The following is a 19,841-nucleotide window of genomic DNA, read 5'->3' as shown; positions in this document are numbered from 1 at the left end:
GCCAATAACTCTCGAAAGGATTTTCGCATGGCCACCGTCAAGGTCGACAAGAGCAATTTCCAGACCGATGTGCTTGACGCCAAGGAGCCTGTCGTCGTCGATTTCTGGGCGGAGTGGTGCGGCCCCTGCAAGATGATCGCGCCGGCGCTGGAAGACATCGCCATTGAACTCGGCAGCAAGGTCAAGATCGCCAAGCTCAACATTGACGAAAATCCCGAGCTTGCGGCGCAGTTCGGCGTGCGCTCGATCCCGACGCTGATGATTTTCAAGGGCGGCGAAATGGCCGACATGAAGGTCGGCGCCGCGCCGAAGACGGCGCTGTCGCACTGGATCAACGGCAATCTCGCCTGACCCGACTGAGAATTTCGCAGACAAGCCCGGCCCTCGCGCCGGGCTTTTTTGTTGGCGTCACCGATCTGCCGATCTGGCACTCGCCACTTGCCGCCTCATGTTCTTGTCTGGCTTAAAGCAGGAGAACGATATGAGCGGATCCGCCAAGGCCACCGTCTTCATCGACAATGAGCGGGTTATCGTCACCGAATACCGCTTCGCGCCGGGCGACAACACCGGCTGGCACCGTCATGCCCATGATTACGTCATCGTGCCGCTGATGGACGGCAAGCTCAAGCTCCAGACCAAGGACGGCGAATCCTTCGCCGAAATGAAGAAGGGGGCGCCCTATTTCCGCAAGGAGGGCGTGGAGCATGACGTCATCAATGCCAATGAGGGCGAGTACGCCTTCATCGAGATCGAGCTGAAGTAACGCGGGAGCAGGCCCTCGCAACATCGCCGGTTGAGGCAGGACGGTATTGGGAAGAGTTCGCTTGAATGCCACTCATATTGACGCTACATTACGTCACAAAATGTGTGGATTGAAGGAAGGCTGAGATGGCTCTGGCCCAGTACGCGGACGGTGGGTTCTTTGCCCCAAGAAAAATCGCCGAGGCGCTACGCACTACCAGCGAGGAAGTGGCCCGGACTGCCGGGCTCGGTCGCGACGCCGTTCAGCGCAAGGAACGCATCCGTTCCGACAGAACGCAGCGCCGCCTGCGCGAGATGATTGAAATCATCAACAAGGTCGAACCGCGCTTTGGCTCGGCGCTGATGGCGTATGCCTGGTACCGTTCCGAGCCTCTGCCCGGCTTTTCGGGACAGACGGCCATGCAGCTTGTGCGCGGCGGGCGGGCCGCTGAGGTGCTTGAATATGTCGATGCGATCGATGCCGGCGTTCACGCCTGACACAGCTGATGCACTACCGCGGCAAACTGTTTCGGGCGATCAACCCAATCTACGCACGTGAACCGCTCTCGGGGCGCGGCGCCGCATTGTTTGGCGGGCGGTTCAACCCGAAGGGCACGCCGGCGCTCTACACGTCGCTGACCGTCATAACCGCTCTGCGCGAGGCCAACCAGGTCGGCAATCTCCAGCCGACGACGCTCGTTTCCTATGACGCCGAAATCGCAAGTGTTTTCGACAGCCGGGACGAGGCCGCGCTCAAGGAAGAAGGGTTGGATGCAACAGCTCTTGCCGACAGCGCATGGCGGGATCAGATGCAGGCAAGCGGAGAATCAAGAACGCAGGCTTTAACGCGCCGATTGATTGCGAAGGGCTATCCAGCCATGCTTGTTCGCAGCTTTGCGGCCGGCGCTGTCGAGACGGATCTCAACCTCGTTCTATGGAAATGGGGCGATGATCCTCCGTGGCGGCTCGCGCTGATCGACGACGAAGGCAGACTGTCGTGAGAAGCGCAATGACTTGGCAATCGCTCCCGCGTTCGAGAGCGTTCAGCTTTCGATAGAACCGCCGAACCGCTCTAAGTATTTGTTTTACGCAATTCCCTAGGGAAAGCGCGACGCGCTTTTCCCAGGAAAACCGCGACGCACTTTTCCTGGAATTGTTCTGGCCTCTTTGGTACCGGAGGTCCGGCAGAATAGATCAGGTCGGCGGTGTGCCGTTTTCGGCCAGCACCGCGCCGGCCAGATAGAGCGAGCCGCTGATCAGGATGCGCGGCGGCGGTCCGTCCCATGTGTCGCGCAGCAGCATCAGCGCATTGGCGACGGAGCTCACCGGTTCGGCCGACAGGCCGGCCTCGACGGCGCGGATCGCCAGTTCGTCATTCGGCACGCTGGCCTCGCTGAGGCTCACCGGCACCGTGTAGACATGCCGCACCAGACCCTTGAAGGCGCTGAAATAGCCGCTCTGGTCTTTGGTGTTGATCATGCCGGAAATCAGGAACAGCGGCCGCGGGTTCTTTTCCTCCTGCTCGGCAAGTGCTTCGGCGACGACCACGCCGGCGCCCGGATTGTGGCCGCCGTCGAGCCAGATGTCGGCGCCCTTCGGCGCCAGTTCCGTCAGCCTGCCTTGCGGCAATTTCTGCATCCGCCCCGGCCAGGTGACATTGGCCATCGCCTTGTCGGCGACGCGATGGCTGATCTCGAAGCCCGCCGCCTTGACCGCCGCAATTGCCGCCGCCGCATTGGCGAACTGGTGGCGCCCTGGCAGCCGCGGCGGCGACAGGTCCATCAGCCCGTCTTCGTCCTGATAGACCATCCGGCCGTTTTCCTCGAAGGCGAGGAAATCCTGGCCATAGACGAAGGCGGGACAGCCGAGCCGCTCGGCGGTTTCGATAAGCACCTGCAACGCCGTTTCGCTTTCCTGCGCGCCGATGACCACCGGGCAACCGCCCTTGATGATGCCGGCTTTTTCGGCGGCGATCAGTTCGACACGGTCGCCGAGAAAGGATTCGTGGTCGAGCGAGACCGGCATGATCACCGACACCGCCGGCTCGCTGATGACATTGGTGGCATCGAAGCGGCCTCCAAGGCCGACCTCGATGATGACGGCATCTGCCGGATATTCGGAAAACAGCAGGAAGGTGACGGCGGTGAGGATTTCGAAGACGGTGATCTTCTGGCCTTCATTGGCTTTGGCGACGCGGGCGATGGCGTCGGCGAAGACCTTATCCTCGACCAGCCTGCCGCCGCCGTCGGCGGCCAGCCGGTAGCGCTCATGCCAGTTCACCAGATGCGGCGATGTGTGGACATGGACGCGGTGGCCGGATGCTTCCAGCAGCGCCCGCGAAAACGCGGCGCAGGAGCCCTTGCCGTTGGTGCCGGCGATGTGGATGACCGGCGGCAGATGGTCCTGCGGATTGCCCAGCCGCTCCAGCAGCCGCGAAATGCGGTCGAGCGAAAGATCGAAGCCCTTCGGATGAAGCGACATCAGGCTTTCGATTTCGCGGTCGGCTGCAAGCGTGGTCATGGGAGAATCCTAGCGCATGACCCCGAAAATCGAAATCGGAAAGCATCATGCGCGAATCAAGATGCTACAGCGCCACAGATGGCGCGCAATCGCGGTTCGCGACGACGGATGTCGCGTCAGGCTTGCGGGCGTGCTTCCGCCGGGAGCGCCACCGGCGGCAGAATTTCCGGTTCCAGCGGCTTTTCTTCTTCCGGCAGCTTGAGCAGCATTTTCAGGAGCCGCGCGATCGTCTGGCGCATCTCCAGCCGCGACACCACCATGTCGACCATGCCGTGCTCCATCAGATACTCGGCGCGCTGGAAGCCGTCGGGCAGTTTTTCCCTGATGGTCTGCTCGATGACGCGCGGCCCGGCAAAACCGATCAGCGCGCCGGGCTCGGCGATGTGCACGTCGCCCAGCATGGCGTAAGAGGCGGTGACGCCGCCGGTGGTCGGGTTGGTCAGGACGACAATATAGGGGAGACCGGCTTCCTTCAGCCGATCGACGCCGATCGTGGTTCTCGGCAATTGCATGAGCGACAGGATGCCTTCCTGCATGCGGGCGCCGCCGGAGGCCGCGAACAGGATCAGCGGCCGCTTGCGTTGCACAGCGATCTCAAAGCCACGAACGATGGCATCGCCGGCTGCCATGCCGAGCGAGCCGCCCATGAAGGCGAAGTCCTGCACGGTCACCACCACCGGCAGGCCCTCGACGGTCCCCACCGCATTGATGATGGCGTCCTCCAGCCCGGTCTTGGCCTTGGCCTCCTTCAGCCGGTCGGTGTAGCGCTTCTCGTCGCGGAATTTCAGCGGATCCTGCACCACCTTGGGGTTTTCGAGCATCTCGTAATTGCCGTCGTCGAAGAAGAATCTCAGCCGCTCCTTGGCCGAGATCTTCATGTGATGGCCGGAGGACGGGATGACGAACTGGTTCTGCTCCAGGTCCTTATGGAAGACCATCTCGCCGGTCTCCGGATCCTTGATCCAGAGGTTCTCAGGCATGTCGGTGCGCCGGCCGAGCATCGAATTGATCTTCGGGCGAACGTAGTTGGTGATCCAGTTCATCGCTTCGGCTCCTGTCCTGACGAAGACGTAGGAAGACTATTCGGCGGCAGCAAGGCGGGCCGCGCGCACGCCTTGCGAAAGCCCGCTGACCAGCGTGGCGACCGCCTCGGCCGGGTCGGCGGTCTTTTCGCCCTTCGGCCCCAGAACATTGGCGACCGCATTGACGATCGCGGTGCCGACGACGACGCCGTCGGCCGACGCCCCGATGATGCGTGCCTGCTCGGCGGTCTTGACGCCGAAACCGACGCAGACCGGCAGGTCGGTATGGCCTTTGATGCGTCTGACTGCCGCGGCGACCTTGCCGGTGTCGGCAAGCGCCGAGCCGGTGATGCCGGTCATCGACACGTAATAGACAAAGCCGGAGGTGTTCTGCAGCACCTTGGGCAGGCGCCTGTCGTCGGTGGTCGGCGTCGCCAGGCGGATGAAATTGATGCCGGCCTTCAGTGCCGGAATGCAAAGCTCCTCGTCCATTTCCGGTGGCAGGTCGACGACGATCAGCCCGTCGATACCACTGGCCAGCGCATCCCTGAGGAAGCGGTCGACGCCGTAGATGTAGATCGGATTGTAGTAGCCCATCAGTACGATCGGCGTTTCATTGTCGGCGGCGCGGAATTCCGACGCCATCTTCAACGTCTTGACCAGCGTCTGGCCGCCTTTCAGCGCGCGCAGGGCGGCCGCCTGGATCGCCGGGCCGTCGGCCATCGGATCGGAAAACGGCATGCCCATTTCGATGATATCGGCGCCTGCCTTGGGCAGCGCCTTCATGATCGACAAGGCGGTGTCGTAGTCCGGGTCGCCGCTCATGAAATAGGTGACGAGCGCCGGGCGGCCCTCGGCCTTCAGCTTGGCCATGCGGCGGTCGATGCGGGTGGTCATGATCAGATCTCCATGCCCAGCATATTGGCCACCGTATGTACGTCCTTGTCGCCGCGGCCGGACAAATTGACGATGACGATCTGGTCCTTGTCCATGCCGGGTACGATCTTCACCGCATGCGCGATGGCATGGGCGGATTCGAGCGCCGGGATGATGCCTTCGACGCGTGTCGTCAGCTGGAATGCCTCCAGCGCCTCGTCATCGAGGATCGGCACATAGTCGACGCGGCCACTGTCGCGCAGCCAGGAATGCTCCGGTCCGACGCCGGGATAATCGAGGCCGGCCGAGATCGAATGCCCGTCCATGATCTGCCCGTCGCCGTTCTGCAGGAGGTAGGTGCGGTTGCCGTGCAGCACGCCGGGCGCGCCAGCGCTCATCGAGGCGCAATGCTCGATGCCATCGAGGCCGCGGCCGCCGGCCTCGATGCCGATGATGCGAACCTCTTTGTCGTCGAGGAAGGGATGGAACAAGCCGATGGCGTTCGAGCCGCCGCCGACGGCGGCGATGATCGTGTCCGGCAACCGGCCTTCCTGCTCCAGGATCTGGGCGCGCGCCTCGGTGCCGATCACCGACTGGAAGTCGCGCACCAGCTCCGGATAGGGGTGCGGGCCGGCGGCGGTACCGATCAGGTAATAGGTGTCCTCGACATTGGTCACCCAATCCCGGAGAGCTTCGTTCATGGCGTCCTTGAGCGTACCGTGACCGGCGGTCACCGGCCGCACCTCGGCACCGAGCAGCTTCATGCGGAAGACGTTCGGACTTTGCCGGGCGACGTCGGTAGCGCCCATATAGACGACACACGGAAAGTCGAAACGCGCCGCAACGGTGGCCGACGCCACGCCATGCTGGCCGGCGCCGGTCTCGGCGATGATACGCTTCTTGCCCATGCGCTTGGCCAGCAGGATTTGGCCGAGGCAGTTGTTGATCTTGTGCGAGCCGGTGTGGTTCAAATCCTCGCGCTTGAAGTAGACCTTCGCGCCGCCGCCCAGGCCCTTCGCCGAGGAAACCTCACGAAGATGCCTGGTCAGGCCTTCGGCGAAATAAAGCTTCGACGGCCTTCCGGCATAGTGGGTCGAAAGGTCCGTCAGCTCGGCCTTGAAATCCGGGTCGTCCTTAACCTCGTTCCAGTGCCGCTCCAGGTCGAGGATCAGCGGCATCAGCGTTTCGGCAACGAAACGACCGCCGAAGATGCCGAACATGCCCTGTTCGTCGGGTCCGGTGCGGAAGGAATTGGGTATCGCCGGCTTGTTCATCGCCGATCTCCTACTTCTTGTTTGGAGCATGTCCTTGTCGGAAAACGGTTTCCACTTTTCCGGGACATGCTCTGGGTTCTATCCTTCAGGCTGCGCGTGTGTCCCGCACGGCTCTGACGGCCCGGAAAAACTGTTCGATCAGCGTCGGATCCTTGACGCCCGGCGCGCTTTCCACGCCCGAGGAAATGTCTAATCCGGGCGGGTTGGCAAGCCGAAAAGCGTCGCCGATATTGGTGGCGTTGAGTCCACCGGAAAGCATGTAATCGACGCCTGCGTCAAGGCCGGCCAGAACGCGCCAGTCGAAGGCAATGCCGTTGCCGCCCGGCAGGTCCGAACCTTTCGGCGGCTTGGCGTCGAACAGGAAACGGTCGGCAATGCCGACGAAGGGTGTTATCCGCTCCAGATCGGCAGCCTCGCTGACCGGCAGCGCCTTCATCACCTGCAGGCCATAGCGGGCCTTGATCTCGGCCACCCGCTCGGGTGTTTCCGAGCCATGCAGCTGCAGCATGTCCGGGCGCATTTTCTCGACGATTTCATCCAGAAACGCATCGCCGGCGTCGACCGTCACGGCAACCGCCTTGGCCTTGCCGATTGCCGCTTCGCGCAAGTGGCCGGCCTCCGCCGGCTCGACATAGCGCGGGCTTTTGGCAAAGAAAATAAAGCCAACATGGCTGGCGCCGCCGGCCAATGCCGCGGCCAACGCCTTGTCGGACTTCAATCCGCATATCTTGATGTCAAGCGCCATGACGCGGGGATTGGCACGAAACGGCAAAAGAGTCGAGAAAAAGCGCCATGTTTGCCACCAGCGCTGAACGCGCTACCTTACTTCAGACAGCACAGGCGGGAGCAAACAAGCATGGCAGACCAAACCGTCGCCCAACTCAGGCAAAAGCTCGCGCAGGCCCGCGAGGTCATCGCGCATCTGATGGACAAGGCCGCCTTCAATGGCGCCGAGGCACACCGCGCGCTCGACTATTTCAGCAACGATGCCGTCGAGAAGAATTTCTTGCCATGGCCGCGCCATACCGACGAGGGCTTGCGTCCTGAAGAGCTCAACGCCGCCAACGACGACTGATCGGGCGATCTACTCGAACATGATCGCTTGCAGCACGCCGCCATTGCGCTTGAGCCAATCCTTGCAGCGCTCGGTGTCGGGGCAGAGCTGCTCGCACAATTTCCAGAATTTCGGGCCGTGGTTCATCTCCTTGAGATGCGCCACCTCATGCGCGACGAGGTAGTTTATGACCGGTCGCGGCGCCATCATGATGCGCCAGGAGAACGACAAGTTGCCCTCCGAGGTGCACGATCCCCAGCGGCTCGACGTGTCCTTGAAGCGGATTGCCTTGGCCCGCTTGCCGACCGCCCCGGTATGCTTGACCACCAGCGCTTCGATCTCGCGCTTGGCTTCGCGCTTGAGAAAATCGGCGATGCGGCGCGGCAGGTGCACGCGATCGCCATGCACGATCATCAGCGGACCGCGTTCGTCGCGCGACAGCGTCACGGTCCCGCGTTTTGAAGGCTCATGAACGATGCGATGCGGCACGCCGCGCACCGGTATCTTGATGCCCGGCCGCACCTGCGGCCGGTTGGGCACCTTGGCCAGCCGCTGCTCCAGCCAGTCCTGATGGCGATCGAGAAATTTTTCCACTTCGCCTCGGCGCAGGCCCGGCGGCACGGTGATGCGCAGACCACGGCCGCCGGAATCGATGCGCAGCGTCAGGCGCCGTGCCCGGTCGCTCTCGACGATCTTGAGCGGCAGCGTGCGGCCGGCGACACAATGCTCCCGCTCCACGACGGGGGCGGGCCTGGGTTTGGTCAGGTTGCGGAAGATGCCGAATGACATGGGCGGGACGATACGTGATTCGAGGAAAACGAATAGAACAAAAAAGAAACGGCGCCGCTGACGCGACGCCGTTTTTGATTATTTATGTCAGGCCAAGTGCGTTACTCGTCCAGTAGGCCTGGCGTGGATTTGCCACCGTTGCCAGTCCCCGACGAGCCGGTCGATCCACCAGTTGTAGGAGATGTCGGCTTGTTGCGGTTCGCCATGAAGCGATCGAACTCTTCCTGGTCTTTGGCGCGACGCAATTCCCTGGCATATTCGTCGAACTCGCTCAGCATCTCGTCGAGCTTGCGGCGCTCTTCATTGAGCCGCTCGAGTTCTTTTTCGCGCCAGTCGTCGAAAGCGACGTTGCCGGTGCGGGCGGAGCCGTGGCCCCAGCGCGCCGCTCTGTCGGAACCGCGGCGGCAGCCGGCGAAGATGCCGTCGGTCGCGCGGTTGACGTCGCGCTTGAAGCCGTCAAGCCGGTCGCCCCAGATGATGTAGGCGAGCATGGCGAGGCCGAGCGGCCAGAACACCATGAAGCCGATCACCATCAGTGCGATGGTCGCCGGCGTCCAGGCCGGACGGATCAATGCAGATGTGTTCATTTTCTCCCAATCCTTCAGTTGGAGACAGCCAATCCCGGCTGCGTGGAATCGAAATGGGATGGGAAAAACGGCGATTCAAGACAGCCACAGCCAAAACTGGACAAGCATTTGAAAATGATTATCGCTTTTTGAGCGTTTCAAGGAAAAGAACGACCAGGCCCGCGATCAGGGTGGCGTTGCCGCCGACGGTTCTGCAGCGAAACCCGGCGCCGGTGCAATGGCTGATGCTTCGGATGTCCATTTCAAAAATCCAGGGGTGCGTTGTCGACGACCTCTTTCATCACGAAGAACGTTCTCGTCTGGCGAACGCCGGGCAGTGCGATCAACTGGTCCCCGTGGATTCGGTTGAAATCCGCCATGTCACCAACCCTGATCTTCAGAAAGTAATCGAAGTCGCCTGCCACCAGATGGCAGTCGAGGATGAATTTCAGTTTGGCGACGGCCTTTTCGAAGTCCGCGAAACTCTCCGGGGTCGAGCGGTCGAGGACGACGCCCACCATCACCAGCGCGCCTCTGTCGACCTTTTGCGGTGTCACTACCGCCCTGACATGGCTGATATAGCCTTCATCGAACAGGCGTTGCGTGCGGCGGTGGCACGTCGCCGGGCTGACAGCGACCGACTGCGCCAGCTCCGCATTGGTCAGTCGTCCATTGCCCTGAAGCAGGCGCAACATTTTCAGGTCGATTCGGTCGAGCGGTGCGTGCATGGAAGATTCTTCCATTATTCGGATTTAGGATCGAAACTATATGACTTTTCAACGCCATGAAACGAAATCTGGGATATTTTAGGCTCGAATTTTGAGAGCACCTTTCAAGGCAAAGCTGATAGCGTTCATCCCATCACACCGCAGCGAATTGGAACAAGGGAGGCACTCTCATGCTCGAGAAATTCGAACGCTATCCGCTCACCTTCGGACCGACCCATATCGAGAAACTGGAGCGGCTCGGCGCTCATCTCGGCGGGAAGGTCGATCTCTATGCCAAGCGAGAGGATTGCAATTCCGGCCTCGCCTTCGGCGGCAACAAACTGCGCAAGCTTGAATACATCGTCCCGGACGCGATCGCCTCAAACGCCGACACGCTGGTGTCGATCGGCGGCGTTCAATCCAACCATACGCGCATGGTGGCGGCCGTCGCGGCGAAGATCGGCATGAAATGCCGTCTCGTGCAGGAAAGCTGGGTACCCCATGAGGACGCCGTCTACGATCGCGTCGGCAACATCCTTTTGAGCCGGATCATGGGCGCGGATGTCCAGATGGTCGATGAGGGCTTCGATATCGGAATCAGGGAAAGCTGGGAACAGGCGATCGCGGATGTGAAGGCCAAGGGTGGCAAGCCCTATCCGATTCCGGCCGGGGCTTCGGTGCATAAGTATGGCGGCCTGGGCTATGTCGGCTTCGCCGAGGAGGTGCGCGCCCAGGAGAAGGAGCTCGGCTTTACCTTCGACTACATCGTCGTTTGTACCGTCACCGGCTCGACTCACGCTGGCATGCTGGTCGGCTTCGCCAAGGACGGCCGCGAGCGCAAGGTGATCGGCATCGACGCATCTGGCACCCCGGCGCAGACCAGGGCGCAAGTGCTCAAGATCGCGCAGAACACCGCGACGTTGGTCGAACTCGGTAAGGAGCTCGATGAGGACGATGTCGTTCTGATCGAGGATTATGCCTACCCGGTCTACGGCGTCCCCTCGCAGGAGACGAAGGAGGCGATCCGTCTCTGCGCGCGCCTTGAAGGCATGATCACGGATCCGGTCTATGAGGGAAAATCCATGCAGGGCATGATCGATCTCGTGAAGAAGGGTTATTTCCCCAAGGGATCGAAGGTGCTCTACGCCCACCTCGGCGGTGCTCCAGCCCTCAACGGATATGCCTACACATTCCGCAACGGCTGAATCTACCCCGCCTGCCGCGCCATGGCGTCGACCGCCCGCACCAGCATGTCGAGATCCTGAGGCCGCGACAGGCGGTGGTCGCCCTCGGGGATCAGCGACAGCGTGACGTCGTCGGCCGGCAGCAGGCCGACGAGTTTCAGCGCATGGCTCGGCGGCACGTCGGCATCGGCCAGCCCTTGCAATATGTGGACGGGGCAATGGGTGTCGATCGGCCCGGTCATTGTCAGGTTGTTGCGGCCATCCTCGATCAGCGCTCGGGTGTAGATGTAAGGCTCGGCCGAATAGTCCGACGGCTCCGCGAAAAAGCCCTTCTTGGCAAGATCGCGCTTCTGCGCTTTGGTCAGCGCCGGCTCGACCAGCTCTGCGGTGAAATCCGTCGCCGGCGCCAGCAGCACCAGGCCGGCGATGCGGTTCTGGCCTTCCTTGTGCAATTCTTGGCGCAATTCCTGGATCATGCGCAGCGCGATCCATGCGCCCATCGACGAGCCGACCAGGATTTGCCTGCCTTGCGTGAAATGGCGGAAGACAGCGAGGCTTTGCGAAAGCCATTTCGAGACGGTGCCGTCGGTAAAGGCGCCGCCCGATTCGCCATGACCGGAATAGTCGTGGCGCAGGAATGCCCGGGCTTGCCCGCTCGCCCATTCCGCCAGCTTCTCGGCTTTGGTGCCCAGCATGTCCGACTTATAGCCGCCGAGCCAGACAATGCCTGGCGCGGCACCCGCAGCGCGCCTGACAGCGATGCTGGTTCCGTCGACATCGAGAAAAACCGGTGCGGTCACGGCGAACTCCTCACGCAAGTCTGCGGCGAACTCCTCACGCAAGTCTTTTGACACAGCAGGCGGTTCAACGAAAAGTGCTCGGCAAGTTTCTTCGTTTGGTACAGGCAGAAGTCAGGGAACAGGTGATTTCCTGTGAACGCTGTGCTATTGACTCCGGCCGCGCGCTCACCACATTGGCGCGTTCGCAATCTGATTTGAAAATCCCGAACGAAACGGCTCAAGGAGACCACGACCATTCGCAGACCTTTCAAAGCAACGGCGCCCACCAAGGAGGGCCCGCGCTCCAACCGTGACATCCGGGTTCCCCGGGTCCAACTTATCGACGCCGAAGGCCACAACCATGGCGATGTCTCCATCAATGACGCATTGCTGCTCGCCGAAGAGGCTGGGCTCGATCTGGTCGAGATATCGCCCAACGCAGTGCCGCCCGTCGTAAAAATTCTCGATCTCGGCAAGTTGAAATACGCCAACCAGAAGAAGGCGGCCGAGGCGCGCAAGAACCAGAAGGTCATCGAGATCAAGGAGATCAAGATGCGCCCGAACATCGACAGCCATGACTACGAGACCAAGATGAAAGCGGTCCGGCGGTTTTTCGAGGAAGGTGACAAGGTCAAGCTGACATTGCGCTTTCGCGGCCGCGAGATGGCGCATATGGAACTCGGCATGCAGCTTCTGAATAAAGTTCGTGAGGAAGTGGCGCCCATCGCCAAGGTCGAAGCCGAACCGAAACTCGAAGGCCGCCAGATGATGATGGTGCTGGCGCCCCGCTAAGCGTTCCCGTCGAAAGCAAAGGCCGCTTCGGCGGCCTTTTGTTTTGTTTTGTCTTCGCCATGATTTCTCCGCAAGTTGCATCGACAAGGATTCGGGTTGCCGGTCCTCGCGGCGAAAGGTTTGTCCCATGGCCGCTGCGGCACGTTCTCCGATTGAACAGTCGTTCGACGAAATGGGCCGCTATCAGCGGCGCCGGCGCGTCCTGCTGGCGCTGCTGATCGGTGCTTTTTGCGCTTTGCTGATCTTCGGCGGCTCCACGCACGATGAACTAGGCCACGAACGCATAGAGGGGCAGTACGGGATCGCCCTGATATTGATCGGGATCGGCGGGCGGCTCTGGTCGATCCTCTATATCGGCGGCCGCAAGTCGGCCGAAGTGGTTGCCACCGGCCCATATTCGGTGATGCGCAACCCGCTGTATTTCTTCTCCACCGTAGCGGCCGCCGGCATCGGCGCCCAGACCGGCAGCGTGATCGTCTCGGTGGCGTCGGCGGTTTTGTGCGGGGCCGCGTTCTACATCGTCACGCTGCGCGAGGAACGGCATTTGACGACTGTGCTCGGGGCGCCGTACAAGGACTACATCGCACGGGTGCCGCGGTTTTTTCCCAATCCCCGGCTTTATCGCGATCAGCCTGAGGTCACCTTCCCACCACGCATCTTCAATCACACGCTGCGCGACGGCTTGATGTTCCTGGCTTCCATACCGTTTTTCGAACTCATCGAGTCCGGACAGGAAAGCGGTGTAATTCCCGTCCTCTTCTGGCTGTATTGAGTTGCGGATGCCAGCAAAAGAAGCGACATGCATTAAATACGCCTGAATCATCCTGCAAAGGCGTCCCGGCGATCGGCGGCGCGCCTGTTTTCTTGGCCAGACGCTGCGATCGCTGGCGAAGTTCCTCGACGATCGGATTCCCGACATGCTTAATGAAGTTAAATCGGCGCGGGCCGAACAAGCGCAGGCCAAGCGTGCGCTGGGCAGGTATCAGCACGCACGCAGGATGGTGCTTGCCGCCCTCGTGGTCGTCATGTTCGCAGCGCTGCTGTTTGGCCAGTCTGCTTTTCCTCCCGAAAGCGTGCCGCACGAAACGATCGAAATGGTCGGCGTCCTGCTGATCTTTCTCGGCATTGTCGGGCGCTTGTGGTCAACGCTCTATATCGGCGGACGCAAATCCTCCGAGGTGGTTACCGGCGGACCCTATTCGATCACCCGCAATCCGCTCTATGTCTTCTCCTCGATAGCTGCCGCCGGCGTCGGCGCGCAGATGGGCTCGATCACTGCGGCGATCGGCTTCGCGGTGATTTGCGCCGCCGCCTTTCATGTCGTCATCGGGCGCGAAGAGAAGTTCCTGAAGGAAGCCTTCGGTACTCCATTCCAGGCGTATATGGCGCGGGTGCCGCGCTTCTTCCCGAAACTTTCGCTGTATCAGGAAGGCGACACCGGCAGCTTCAAGCCGCGCCTGCTGCGGACGACGCTGCTGGACGGACTGGTATTCCTCGTTGCCCTGCCGTTTTTCGAATCGATCGACGGCGCCCAGCAATCGGGCATACTGCCGGTGCTGTTCCGTTTCCCATAGGCACAGGGTGTTGCGCGCCGGCCCGCTTTGACGTATAGCACCGCCGTTCCCAAAAACCGCCCGGCAGGGCATGCCGTGGCGGTTTCATTTGCTTTTCGGGCTTTGGTCGGCCTGAAGCGAACAAAAAGCGCGATGATGCGCACATAAACGGAGTAGCAAAATGCCCAAGATGAAGACCAAGTCAGCCGCTAAGAAGCGGTTCAAGATCACAGGTACGGGTAAAGTCCTGTCGGCTGCGGCCGGCAAGCGTCACGGCATGATCAAGCGTTCCAACAAGTTCATTCGAAATGCCCGCGGCACGATGGTTCTGGCTGAACCGGATGGCAAGAAGGTCGTCAAGAATTTTCTGCCGAACGGCCTCTAGGGCATTCGGTCTGGACAACGTTTTAAGGAGATCATGACATGGCACGCGTAAAAAGAGGCGTCACTTCGCACGCCAAGCACAAGAAGGTCCTGAAAGCCGCCAAGGGTTTTTATGGCCGCCGCAAGAACACGATTCGCATCGCCAAGCAGGCGGTGGAAAAGTCGCTGCAGTACGCCTACCGCGACCGCAAGAACCGCAAGCGTTCGTTCCGCGCTCTCTGGATCCAGCGCATCAATGCCGCGACCCACGAGCATGGCCTGACCTATGGCCGCTTTATCGACGGTCTCAACAAGGCCGGCATCGAGATCGATCGCAAGATCCTGTCGGACATGGCCATCCACGAGCCGCAGGCATTTGCCGCACTTGTGGCCAAGGCCAAGGTCGCGCTCGAATACCTCAAGAACACCACGCCGAACGCTTTTGAAAGCGCTGTAGCCTAACCAGCGCCTTCCCAAGCACTTCGACACTTGATTTGGGAAACCCGCGCTGGCAGGGCTGGCGCGGGTTTTTCTTTGCCTCCAATCGGGCCTGAAACATGAGTGACATGGAAACCCTCGAAAATTCCCTGATGACCGACATCGCGTCGGCCGCCGACGAGGCCGCGATCGAAGCAGTTCGCGTTGCAGCGCTCGGCAAGAAGGGCTCGGTCTCAGACATGCTGAAGACGCTCGGCTCGATGAGCGCAGAAGAGCGCCAGATAAAAGGCCCGGCTATCAACGGCCTCAAGAACCGCATCACCGAGGCGCTTACCGCGCGCCGCGCCGAGCTGAAGGACGTGGCGATCGCGGCACGGCTCGCGGCGGAAAAGGTCGACGTCACATTGCCTGTGCGGCAATCGCCGGCCGAGCGCGGTCGCATCCATCCGATCAGTCAGGTCAGCGACGAGATTGCCGCGATCTTCGGCGACCTCGGCTTTGCCATCGCCGAAGGTCCCGATATCGAGACCGACTATTACAATTTCACCGCGCTGAATTTCCCGGAAGGCCATCCGGCGCGCGAGATGCACGACACCTTCTTCTTCCAGCCGGACGAGAAGGGCGAGCGCAAGCTTTTGCGCACCCACACCTCTCCGGTGCAGATCCGCACCATGGAGGTGCAGAAGCCTCCGATCCGCATCGTCATCCCCGGAAAAACCTACCGGCAGGACTCCGATGCCACCCATTCGCCGATGTTCCATCAGGTCGAGGGACTGGTGATCGACAAGACGGCCAATGTCGCCAACATGAAATGGGTGCTGGAGGAGTTCTGCAAGGCCTTCTTCGAGGTACCGCAGGTCAAGATGCGCTTCCGGCCGTCCTTCTTCCCGTTCACCGAACCCAGCATGGAGGTGGACATCCAGTGCGACCGTTCGCGGCCGGGCGAGGTGCGCTTCGGCGAAGGCTCCGACTGGATGGAGATCCTCGGCTGCGGCATGGTCCACCCCAACGTGCTCCGCTACGGCGGGCTCGATCCCGACGAGTATCAGGGCTTTGCCTGGGGCATGGGCATCGACCGCATCGCCATGCTGAAATACGGCATGCCGGACCTGCGCGCCTTCTTCGACGCCGATGTGCGCTGGCTGTCGCATTACGGCTTCCGGCCGCTCGACATGCCGACGCTATTCGGGGGCTTGAGCGCATGACGGCGGCCCACACCGGCGGCTGCCGTTGCGGCGCCGTGCGGTTCGAGGCTTCGGCCGAACCGCACCATGTCAGCTATTGCCATTGCGGCGATTGCCGGCGGGCCAGCGGCGCGCCGGTATCGGCTTTCGTCGGCTTCATGACCGAGCAGGTCGCCTTCACGGGCAAGGCGCTGAAGATGTTCGAGAACGGGTCGGTGACGCGCTCCTTTTGCGGCGTCTACGGCTCGCCGATCGCCTATGTCGACGAGCGGCTGGCCGACCATATCTATTTCGTGCTCGGCGCCATGGACATGCCGGCCTATTTCAAACCGACGCACCATGCCCATGTGCGCGAGCAACTGCCCTTCCTGCACATGCCGGACGACTTGCCGCGCCATTTGAAGACCAGCGTGCCCAGACCATCAGACGGAACACAGTCATGAAACTCACCCTCTCCTGGCTCAAGGATCATCTCGAGACCGACGCCTCGCTGGCCGAGATCGTCGAGCGGTTGACCTCGATCGGTCTCGAAGTCGAGCATGTCGACGACAGGTCGAGCCTGAAGCCGTTCGTCATCGCCAAGGTGCTGACGGCGGTGCAGCATCCCGACGCCGACCGGCTGCGCGTGCTGACGGTCGACACCGGCGACGGCAAGGCCCCGGTGCAGGTCGTCTGCGGTGCGCCCAACGCCCGCGCTGGCCTGATCGGCGCCTTTGCAGCACCCGGCACGTATATTCCCGGGATCGACGTGACGCTGGCGGTCGGCAAGATCAGGGGTGTCGAAAGTCATGGCATGATGTGCTCCGAGCGCGAGCTGGAGCTTTCCGAAGAGCATGACGGCATCATCGACCTGCCCGCCGATGCGCCTGTCGGCACCAGCTACGCCGCCTACGCGCATCTCGACGATCCGGTCATAGAGATCAATTTGACGCCGAACCGTCCGGACGCGACCAGCGTCTATGGCATCGCCCGCGATCTGGCGGCGAGCGGACTCGGCCGCCTCGTCGGCGGCGCGATCAAGCCGCATGCCGGCGACGGCATGTGCCCGGTCAAGGTGAAGATCGAAGCACCGGAGCTCTGCCCGGGCTTCGCGCTCAGGCTGGTGCGCGGCGTGAAAAACGGCCCGTCGCCGAAATGGCTGCAGCAGCGGCTGATCGCCATTGGGCTGAGACCGATCAGCGCGCTGGTCGACATCACCAACTACGTCACCTTCGACCGCGGCCGGCCGCTGCATGTGTTCGACGCCAACAAGGTCGCCGGCAATCTTACCGTGCGCCGGGCGCGTGACGGTGAAAAGGTGCTGGCGCTCGACGGCCGCGAATACACGCTGACGCCTGACATGTGCGTCATAGCAGACGAGGACGGCGTCGAATCGATCGCCGGCATCATGGGCGGCGAGCATTCCGGCTGCGACGAGAACACCACCGACGTGCTGATCGAATCCGCACTATGGGATCCGATCACCACGGCGCGCACCGGCAGGACGCTAGGCATCATCAGCGATGCGCGTTACCGGTTCGAGCGCGGCGTCGACCCTGAATTCATGGTGCCCGGGGTGGAACTGGCCACCAAGCTGGTGCTGGATTTCTGCGGCGGGACGCCGACCGAAACCGAAGTCGTCGGCTATGCCGGCCATGTCGAGAAGATCGTTTCCTTCCCGTTGTCGGAAGTGAAGCGGCTGACCGGCATCGAGGTGCCCAGGGACGGGAGTCTCGCCATCCTTTCGCGCCTCGGCTTCAAACCGGAAGGCGTGGGTGATGTCATCAATGTCGCCGTGCCATCCTGGCGGCCGGATGTCGACGGCAAGGCCGACTTGGTCGAGGAAGTCATGCGCATCCATGGCGTCGACAACATCGCCCCGCAGCCGCTCGGCGCGCATGATGCCGTTAACGCAAAAATCCTGACTGTGCTGCAGGTCCGCACCCGTGCAGCCAAGCGGGCGCTGGCCGTGCGCGGCATGATGGAAGCCGTCACCTGGTCGTTCATTCCGGCAAAACATGCCGAACTGTTCGGCGGCGACCAGACCGCACTGAAGCTCGCCAATCCGATCGCCGCCGACATGTCCGACATGCGGCCGTCGCTGCTGCCGGGCCTGATCGCCGCCGCGCAGCGCAATGCCGACAAGGGCATCGGCGATGTCGCGCTGTTCGAGGTGTCGGGCACCTATGAGGGTGATGCGGCCGACCAGCAGCGGCGCGTCGCCGCCGGCGTGCGGCGCGGCACGGCCAAGCTCGATGGTTCAGGCCGCCACTGGGCCGGCAATGCCGGTTCCGTCGGCGTGTTCGACGCCAAGGCCGACGCGATCGCAGCGCTCGAAGCCTGCGGCGCGCCGGTCGAACGGCTGCAGATCGAGGCCGGCGGGCCGGCCTGGTATCACCCAGGCCGTTCCGGCACGATCAAGCTCGGACCGAAAGTCATTTTGGGCACGTTCGGTGAATTCCACCCGAAGACGCTGGAGGGGCTTGACGTTTCCGGCCCGCTTTGCGGCTTCGAAGTTTTCGTGGACGCCGTGCCCGAGCCGAAGGCCAGGCCGACGCGGACAAAGCCGAGACTGGAACTGTCCGCCTTCCAGGCGGTCAAGCGCGATTTCGCCTTTGTCGTCGATAAGGCTGTCGAAGCCGGCACGCTGACCCGTGCCGCCCTTGCCGCCGATAAGAAGCTGATCACCAACGTCTCGGTCTTCGACGTTTTTGAAGGTGCGTCGCTCGGCGCGGCCAAGAAATCGATCGCCATCGAAGTGTCAATCCAGCCGATCGAAAAAACGCTGACCGATGAGGATTTCGAAGCGCTGGCAAAGCGCATCGTCGAGAATGTGCACAAGCAGACCGGCGGCGTGCTGCGGGCATAAATTTGGATTGGAAACAAAGAAAGGGGCGCCGGAGCGCCCCTTCGAATTTTCATCCAGCCGCTGTCTATCCGTTGACCAGCGCCAGCATCTCTTCGGTGTAGCGCTTGCCGGTGACCTTCTCCGGCGACAGCGCGTCGCCGATGGCCGCCACCTCGGCTTGGCTCAGCGCGATCTGTGCCGCTGCCGCGTTCTGCTCCAGATGGCGGATCTTGCGAGCGCCGGGGATCGGCACGATGAAATCGCCCTGATGCAGCACCCAGGCGAGCGCCAGCTGCGCCGACGTCACGCCCTTCTGGGCCGCCATCGTCTCCAGCGTGGCGATAACAGCCGCATTGGCTGCCATGGCGTCGGCCTGGAAGCGCGGCAGAGTGAGGCGCCAATCGCCGGCGCCGAGAGCCTCTGGCTTGGCGATCGTCCCGGTCAGCAGGCCGCGACCGAGCGGGCTGTAGGGAACAAAGCCGATGTCGAGTTCACGGCAGACGGCAAACACCTCTTCTTCCGGATCGCGGCTCCACAGCGAATATTCGCTCTGCACGGCTGATATCGGATGCACGGCATGCGCCCGGCGAATGGTCGCCGCACTCGCTTCCGACAGGCCGAGCGCGCGCACCTTGCCCTCGCGCACCAGCTCGGCCATGGCGCCGACCGTATCCTCGATCGGCACATTGGGATCGACGCGATGCTGGTAGTACAGGTCGATCACCTCGGTGCCCAGCCGCTTCAATGAGGCTTCGGCGACCGCCTTGACGTGTTCGGGGCGGCTGTCAACGCCTGCCATGCGCTCGACGCCATTGCCTTCTTCCAGGATCTTGAAGCCGAATTTTGTCGCGATCGTCACCTGATCGCGCACCGGCTTCAACGCCTTTCCCAGCAGGATCTCGTTCTCGTAGGGGCCATAGACTTCGGCCGTGTCAAAGAAATTGACGCCAATCTCGACGGCGCGGCGCAGCGTGGCGATCGCGTCGGCCTCCGCCTGGCCGCCATAGACGAAGCTCATCCCCATGCAGCCGAGGCCGACCGGATAGACATCAAGTTCATTTCCAAGCTGGCGGGTTTGCATTACGCGTCTCCTTGTTGTGATGCGACGGAAATAGCGTCTTGCATCGCGTTCGATAATCAGCTCTCATTCGCACGGGCTGTTCTAAAAAACA

General features: G+C 62.0%; 24 protein-coding genes. 14 read left to right on the top strand and 10 right to left on the bottom strand.

Features of this window, described 5'->3' with window-relative positions:
- The first annotated feature begins 27 nt into the window (after positions 1-27).
- The 4 genes from trxA (at position 28) to EN807_RS02525 (ending at position 1,742) form a co-directional block, all read left to right on the top strand.
- Complete coding sequence (trxA, locus tag EN807_RS02540; protein WP_027152031.1) at positions 28-351, top strand: thioredoxin; 324 nt, start codon at positions 28-30, stop codon at positions 349-351.
- 130 nt (positions 352-481) lie between these two features.
- Positions 482-763 (top strand): cupin domain-containing protein, encoded by a 282-nt coding sequence (locus EN807_RS02535; RefSeq protein ID WP_135933766.1) that lies wholly within the window; start codon positions 482-484, stop codon positions 761-763.
- Between the two features lie 125 nt (positions 764-888).
- Positions 889-1,239 (top strand): MbcA/ParS/Xre antitoxin family protein, encoded by a 351-nt coding sequence (locus EN807_RS02530; protein ID WP_135933765.1) that lies wholly within the window; start codon positions 889-891, stop codon positions 1,237-1,239.
- Positions 1,240-1,247: 8 nt separating this feature from the next.
- Positions 1,248-1,742: an RES family NAD+ phosphorylase gene (locus EN807_RS02525; protein ID WP_135933764.1), complete on the top strand. Its 495-nt coding sequence runs from the start codon at positions 1,248-1,250 to the stop codon at positions 1,740-1,742.
- 193 nt (positions 1,743-1,935) lie between these two features.
- Here EN807_RS02525 and EN807_RS02520 read toward each other — a convergent pair whose 3' ends face one another.
- The 5 genes from EN807_RS02520 to EN807_RS02500 form a co-directional block, all read right to left on the bottom strand.
- The gene (locus EN807_RS02520; protein WP_127314562.1) at positions 1,936-3,261 is read right to left on the bottom strand and encodes a folylpolyglutamate synthase/dihydrofolate synthase family protein; all 1,326 of its coding nucleotides are present in this window, start codon (positions 3,259-3,261) and stop codon (positions 1,936-1,938) included.
- Positions 3,262-3,377: 116 nt separating this feature from the next.
- Positions 3,378-4,304 carry an acetyl-CoA carboxylase, carboxyltransferase subunit beta gene (gene accD, locus EN807_RS02515; RefSeq protein WP_135933763.1) on the bottom strand — a complete coding sequence of 309 codons (927 nt, stop codon included), beginning with the start codon at positions 4,302-4,304 and terminating at the stop codon, positions 3,378-3,380.
- Positions 4,305-4,340: 36 nt separating this feature from the next.
- Positions 4,341-5,180, bottom strand: a complete 840-nt coding sequence (gene trpA / locus EN807_RS02510; protein ID WP_135933762.1) for a tryptophan synthase subunit alpha — start codon at positions 5,178-5,180, stop codon at positions 4,341-4,343.
- A gap of 2 nt (positions 5,181-5,182) precedes the next feature.
- Positions 5,183-6,433 carry a tryptophan synthase subunit beta gene (gene trpB / locus EN807_RS02505; protein WP_135933761.1) on the bottom strand — a complete coding sequence of 417 codons (1,251 nt, stop codon included), beginning with the start codon at positions 6,431-6,433 and terminating at the stop codon, positions 5,183-5,185.
- A gap of 85 nt (positions 6,434-6,518) precedes the next feature.
- Positions 6,519-7,178, bottom strand: a complete 660-nt coding sequence (locus tag EN807_RS02500) for a phosphoribosylanthranilate isomerase (protein WP_135933760.1) — start codon at positions 7,176-7,178, stop codon at positions 6,519-6,521.
- Positions 7,179-7,289: 111 nt separating this feature from the next.
- Between EN807_RS02500 and EN807_RS02495 the strand changes: the two genes are divergently transcribed.
- The gene (locus tag EN807_RS02495) at positions 7,290-7,508 is read left to right on the top strand and encodes a hypothetical protein (RefSeq protein WP_135933759.1); all 219 of its coding nucleotides are present in this window, start codon (positions 7,290-7,292) and stop codon (positions 7,506-7,508) included.
- A 9-nt stretch (positions 7,509-7,517) separates the two neighbouring features.
- Here the strand turns inward: EN807_RS02495 and EN807_RS02490 are convergent, their stop codons facing one another.
- The 3 genes from EN807_RS02490 to EN807_RS02480 form a co-directional block, all read right to left on the bottom strand.
- Positions 7,518-8,276 (bottom strand): M48 family metallopeptidase, encoded by a 759-nt coding sequence (locus EN807_RS02490; protein ID WP_135933758.1) that lies wholly within the window; start codon positions 8,274-8,276, stop codon positions 7,518-7,520.
- 101 nt (positions 8,277-8,377) lie between these two features.
- A complete protein-coding gene (locus EN807_RS02485) occupies positions 8,378-8,863 on the bottom strand; it encodes a DUF2852 domain-containing protein (RefSeq protein ID WP_135933757.1) in 486 nt (161 codons plus the stop codon).
- A 242-nt stretch (positions 8,864-9,105) separates the two neighbouring features.
- A complete protein-coding gene (locus tag EN807_RS02480; protein ID WP_065009192.1) occupies positions 9,106-9,570 on the bottom strand; it encodes an Lrp/AsnC ligand binding domain-containing protein in 465 nt (154 codons plus the stop codon).
- A gap of 170 nt (positions 9,571-9,740) precedes the next feature.
- On the opposite strand from EN807_RS02480, the gene EN807_RS02475 reads away from it, so the two are divergent.
- Entirely contained in the window at positions 9,741-10,754 is a 1,014-nt protein-coding gene (locus EN807_RS02475) for a 1-aminocyclopropane-1-carboxylate deaminase (protein ID WP_135933756.1), read from the top strand.
- 2 nt (positions 10,755-10,756) lie between these two features.
- On the opposite strand, the gene EN807_RS02470 is transcribed toward EN807_RS02475, so the two are convergent.
- Positions 10,757-11,533 (bottom strand): alpha/beta hydrolase, encoded by a 777-nt coding sequence (locus EN807_RS02470; protein ID WP_135933755.1) that lies wholly within the window; start codon positions 11,531-11,533, stop codon positions 10,757-10,759.
- Between the two features lie 234 nt (positions 11,534-11,767).
- Between EN807_RS02470 and infC the strand changes: the two genes are divergently transcribed.
- The 8 genes from infC (at position 11,768) to pheT (ending at position 18,690) form a co-directional block, all read left to right on the top strand.
- Positions 11,768-12,304, top strand: coding sequence for a translation initiation factor IF-3 (gene infC / locus EN807_RS02465; protein WP_077374810.1), 537 nt, complete (start codon positions 11,768-11,770; stop codon positions 12,302-12,304).
- 127 nt (positions 12,305-12,431) lie between these two features.
- Positions 12,432-13,076, top strand: coding sequence for an isoprenylcysteine carboxylmethyltransferase family protein (locus EN807_RS02460; RefSeq protein WP_135933754.1), 645 nt, complete (start codon positions 12,432-12,434; stop codon positions 13,074-13,076).
- 145 nt (positions 13,077-13,221) lie between these two features.
- Positions 13,222-13,878: an isoprenylcysteine carboxylmethyltransferase family protein gene (locus EN807_RS02455; protein WP_135933753.1), complete on the top strand. Its 657-nt coding sequence runs from the start codon at positions 13,222-13,224 to the stop codon at positions 13,876-13,878.
- Between the two features lie 160 nt (positions 13,879-14,038).
- Entirely contained in the window at positions 14,039-14,242 is a 204-nt protein-coding gene (rpmI, locus tag EN807_RS02450) for a 50S ribosomal protein L35 (protein WP_135933752.1), read from the top strand.
- A 38-nt stretch (positions 14,243-14,280) separates the two neighbouring features.
- Entirely contained in the window at positions 14,281-14,682 is a 402-nt protein-coding gene (gene rplT, locus EN807_RS02445; protein ID WP_006201247.1) for a 50S ribosomal protein L20, read from the top strand.
- A 95-nt stretch (positions 14,683-14,777) separates the two neighbouring features.
- Positions 14,778-15,863, top strand: a complete 1,086-nt coding sequence (gene pheS / locus EN807_RS02440) for a phenylalanine--tRNA ligase subunit alpha (protein WP_135933751.1) — start codon at positions 14,778-14,780, stop codon at positions 15,861-15,863.
- Positions 15,860-16,285: a GFA family protein gene (locus EN807_RS02435; RefSeq protein ID WP_135933750.1), complete on the top strand. Its 426-nt coding sequence runs from the start codon at positions 15,860-15,862 to the stop codon at positions 16,283-16,285. The genes pheS and EN807_RS02435 overlap by 4 nt, the downstream gene beginning before the upstream one ends.
- Positions 16,282-18,690 (top strand): phenylalanine--tRNA ligase subunit beta, encoded by a 2,409-nt coding sequence (gene pheT / locus EN807_RS02430; protein ID WP_135933749.1) that lies wholly within the window; start codon positions 16,282-16,284, stop codon positions 18,688-18,690. The genes EN807_RS02435 and pheT overlap by 4 nt, the downstream gene beginning before the upstream one ends.
- A 64-nt stretch (positions 18,691-18,754) precedes the next feature.
- Here pheT and EN807_RS02425 read toward each other — a convergent pair whose 3' ends face one another.
- Entirely contained in the window at positions 18,755-19,750 is a 996-nt protein-coding gene (locus EN807_RS02425) for an aldo/keto reductase (protein ID WP_065009193.1), read from the bottom strand.
- Between the last annotated feature and the right edge of the window lie 91 nt (positions 19,751-19,841).

The organism is Mesorhizobium sp. M5C.F.Ca.ET.164.01.1.1 (genome assembly GCF_004792125.1).
Lineage (GTDB): Bacteria > Pseudomonadota > Alphaproteobacteria > Rhizobiales > Rhizobiaceae > Mesorhizobium > Mesorhizobium wenxiniae.
Note: the sequence above shows the minus strand (reverse complement) of the source record. Positions and strands in the feature narration are given on the sequence as shown.

Excerpts from the sequence above, each read along its gene's own strand:
- trxA (WP_027152031.1), top strand. The coding sequence starts at position 28 with ATGGCCACCGTCAAGGTCGACAAGAGCAATTTCCAGACCGATGTGCTT.
- EN807_RS02535 (WP_135933766.1), top strand. The coding sequence starts at position 482 with ATGAGCGGATCCGCCAAGGCCACCGTCTTCATCGACAATGAGCGGGTT.
- EN807_RS02530 (WP_135933765.1), top strand. The coding sequence starts at position 889 with ATGGCTCTGGCCCAGTACGCGGACGGTGGGTTCTTTGCCCCAAGAAAA.
- EN807_RS02525 (WP_135933764.1), top strand. The coding sequence starts at position 1,248 with ATGCACTACCGCGGCAAACTGTTTCGGGCGATCAACCCAATCTACGCA.
- EN807_RS02520 (WP_127314562.1), bottom strand. The coding sequence starts at position 3,261 with ATGACCACGCTTGCAGCCGACCGCGAAATCGAAAGCCTGATGTCGCTT.
- accD (WP_135933763.1), bottom strand. The coding sequence starts at position 4,304 with ATGAACTGGATCACCAACTACGTTCGCCCGAAGATCAATTCGATGCTC.
- trpA (WP_135933762.1), bottom strand. The coding sequence starts at position 5,180 with ATGACCACCCGCATCGACCGCCGCATGGCCAAGCTGAAGGCCGAGGGC.
- trpB (WP_135933761.1), bottom strand. The coding sequence starts at position 6,433 with ATGAACAAGCCGGCGATACCCAATTCCTTCCGCACCGGACCCGACGAA.
- EN807_RS02500 (WP_135933760.1), bottom strand. The coding sequence starts at position 7,178 with ATGGCGCTTGACATCAAGATATGCGGATTGAAGTCCGACAAGGCGTTG.
- EN807_RS02495 (WP_135933759.1), top strand. The coding sequence starts at position 7,290 with ATGGCAGACCAAACCGTCGCCCAACTCAGGCAAAAGCTCGCGCAGGCC.
- EN807_RS02490 (WP_135933758.1), bottom strand. The coding sequence starts at position 8,276 with ATGTCATTCGGCATCTTCCGCAACCTGACCAAACCCAGGCCCGCCCCC.
- EN807_RS02485 (WP_135933757.1), bottom strand. The coding sequence starts at position 8,863 with ATGAACACATCTGCATTGATCCGTCCGGCCTGGACGCCGGCGACCATC.
- EN807_RS02480 (WP_065009192.1), bottom strand. The coding sequence starts at position 9,570 with ATGCACGCACCGCTCGACCGAATCGACCTGAAAATGTTGCGCCTGCTT.
- EN807_RS02475 (WP_135933756.1), top strand. The coding sequence starts at position 9,741 with ATGCTCGAGAAATTCGAACGCTATCCGCTCACCTTCGGACCGACCCAT.
- EN807_RS02460 (WP_135933754.1), top strand. The coding sequence starts at position 12,432 with ATGGCCGCTGCGGCACGTTCTCCGATTGAACAGTCGTTCGACGAAATG.
- EN807_RS02455 (WP_135933753.1), top strand. The coding sequence starts at position 13,222 with ATGCTTAATGAAGTTAAATCGGCGCGGGCCGAACAAGCGCAGGCCAAG.
- rpmI (WP_135933752.1), top strand. The coding sequence starts at position 14,039 with ATGCCCAAGATGAAGACCAAGTCAGCCGCTAAGAAGCGGTTCAAGATC.
- rplT (WP_006201247.1), top strand. The coding sequence starts at position 14,281 with ATGGCACGCGTAAAAAGAGGCGTCACTTCGCACGCCAAGCACAAGAAG.
- pheS (WP_135933751.1), top strand. The coding sequence starts at position 14,778 with ATGAGTGACATGGAAACCCTCGAAAATTCCCTGATGACCGACATCGCG.
- EN807_RS02435 (WP_135933750.1), top strand. The coding sequence starts at position 15,860 with ATGACGGCGGCCCACACCGGCGGCTGCCGTTGCGGCGCCGTGCGGTTC.
- pheT (WP_135933749.1), top strand. The coding sequence starts at position 16,282 with ATGAAACTCACCCTCTCCTGGCTCAAGGATCATCTCGAGACCGACGCC.
- EN807_RS02425 (WP_065009193.1), bottom strand. The coding sequence starts at position 19,750 with ATGCAAACCCGCCAGCTTGGAAATGAACTTGATGTCTATCCGGTCGGC.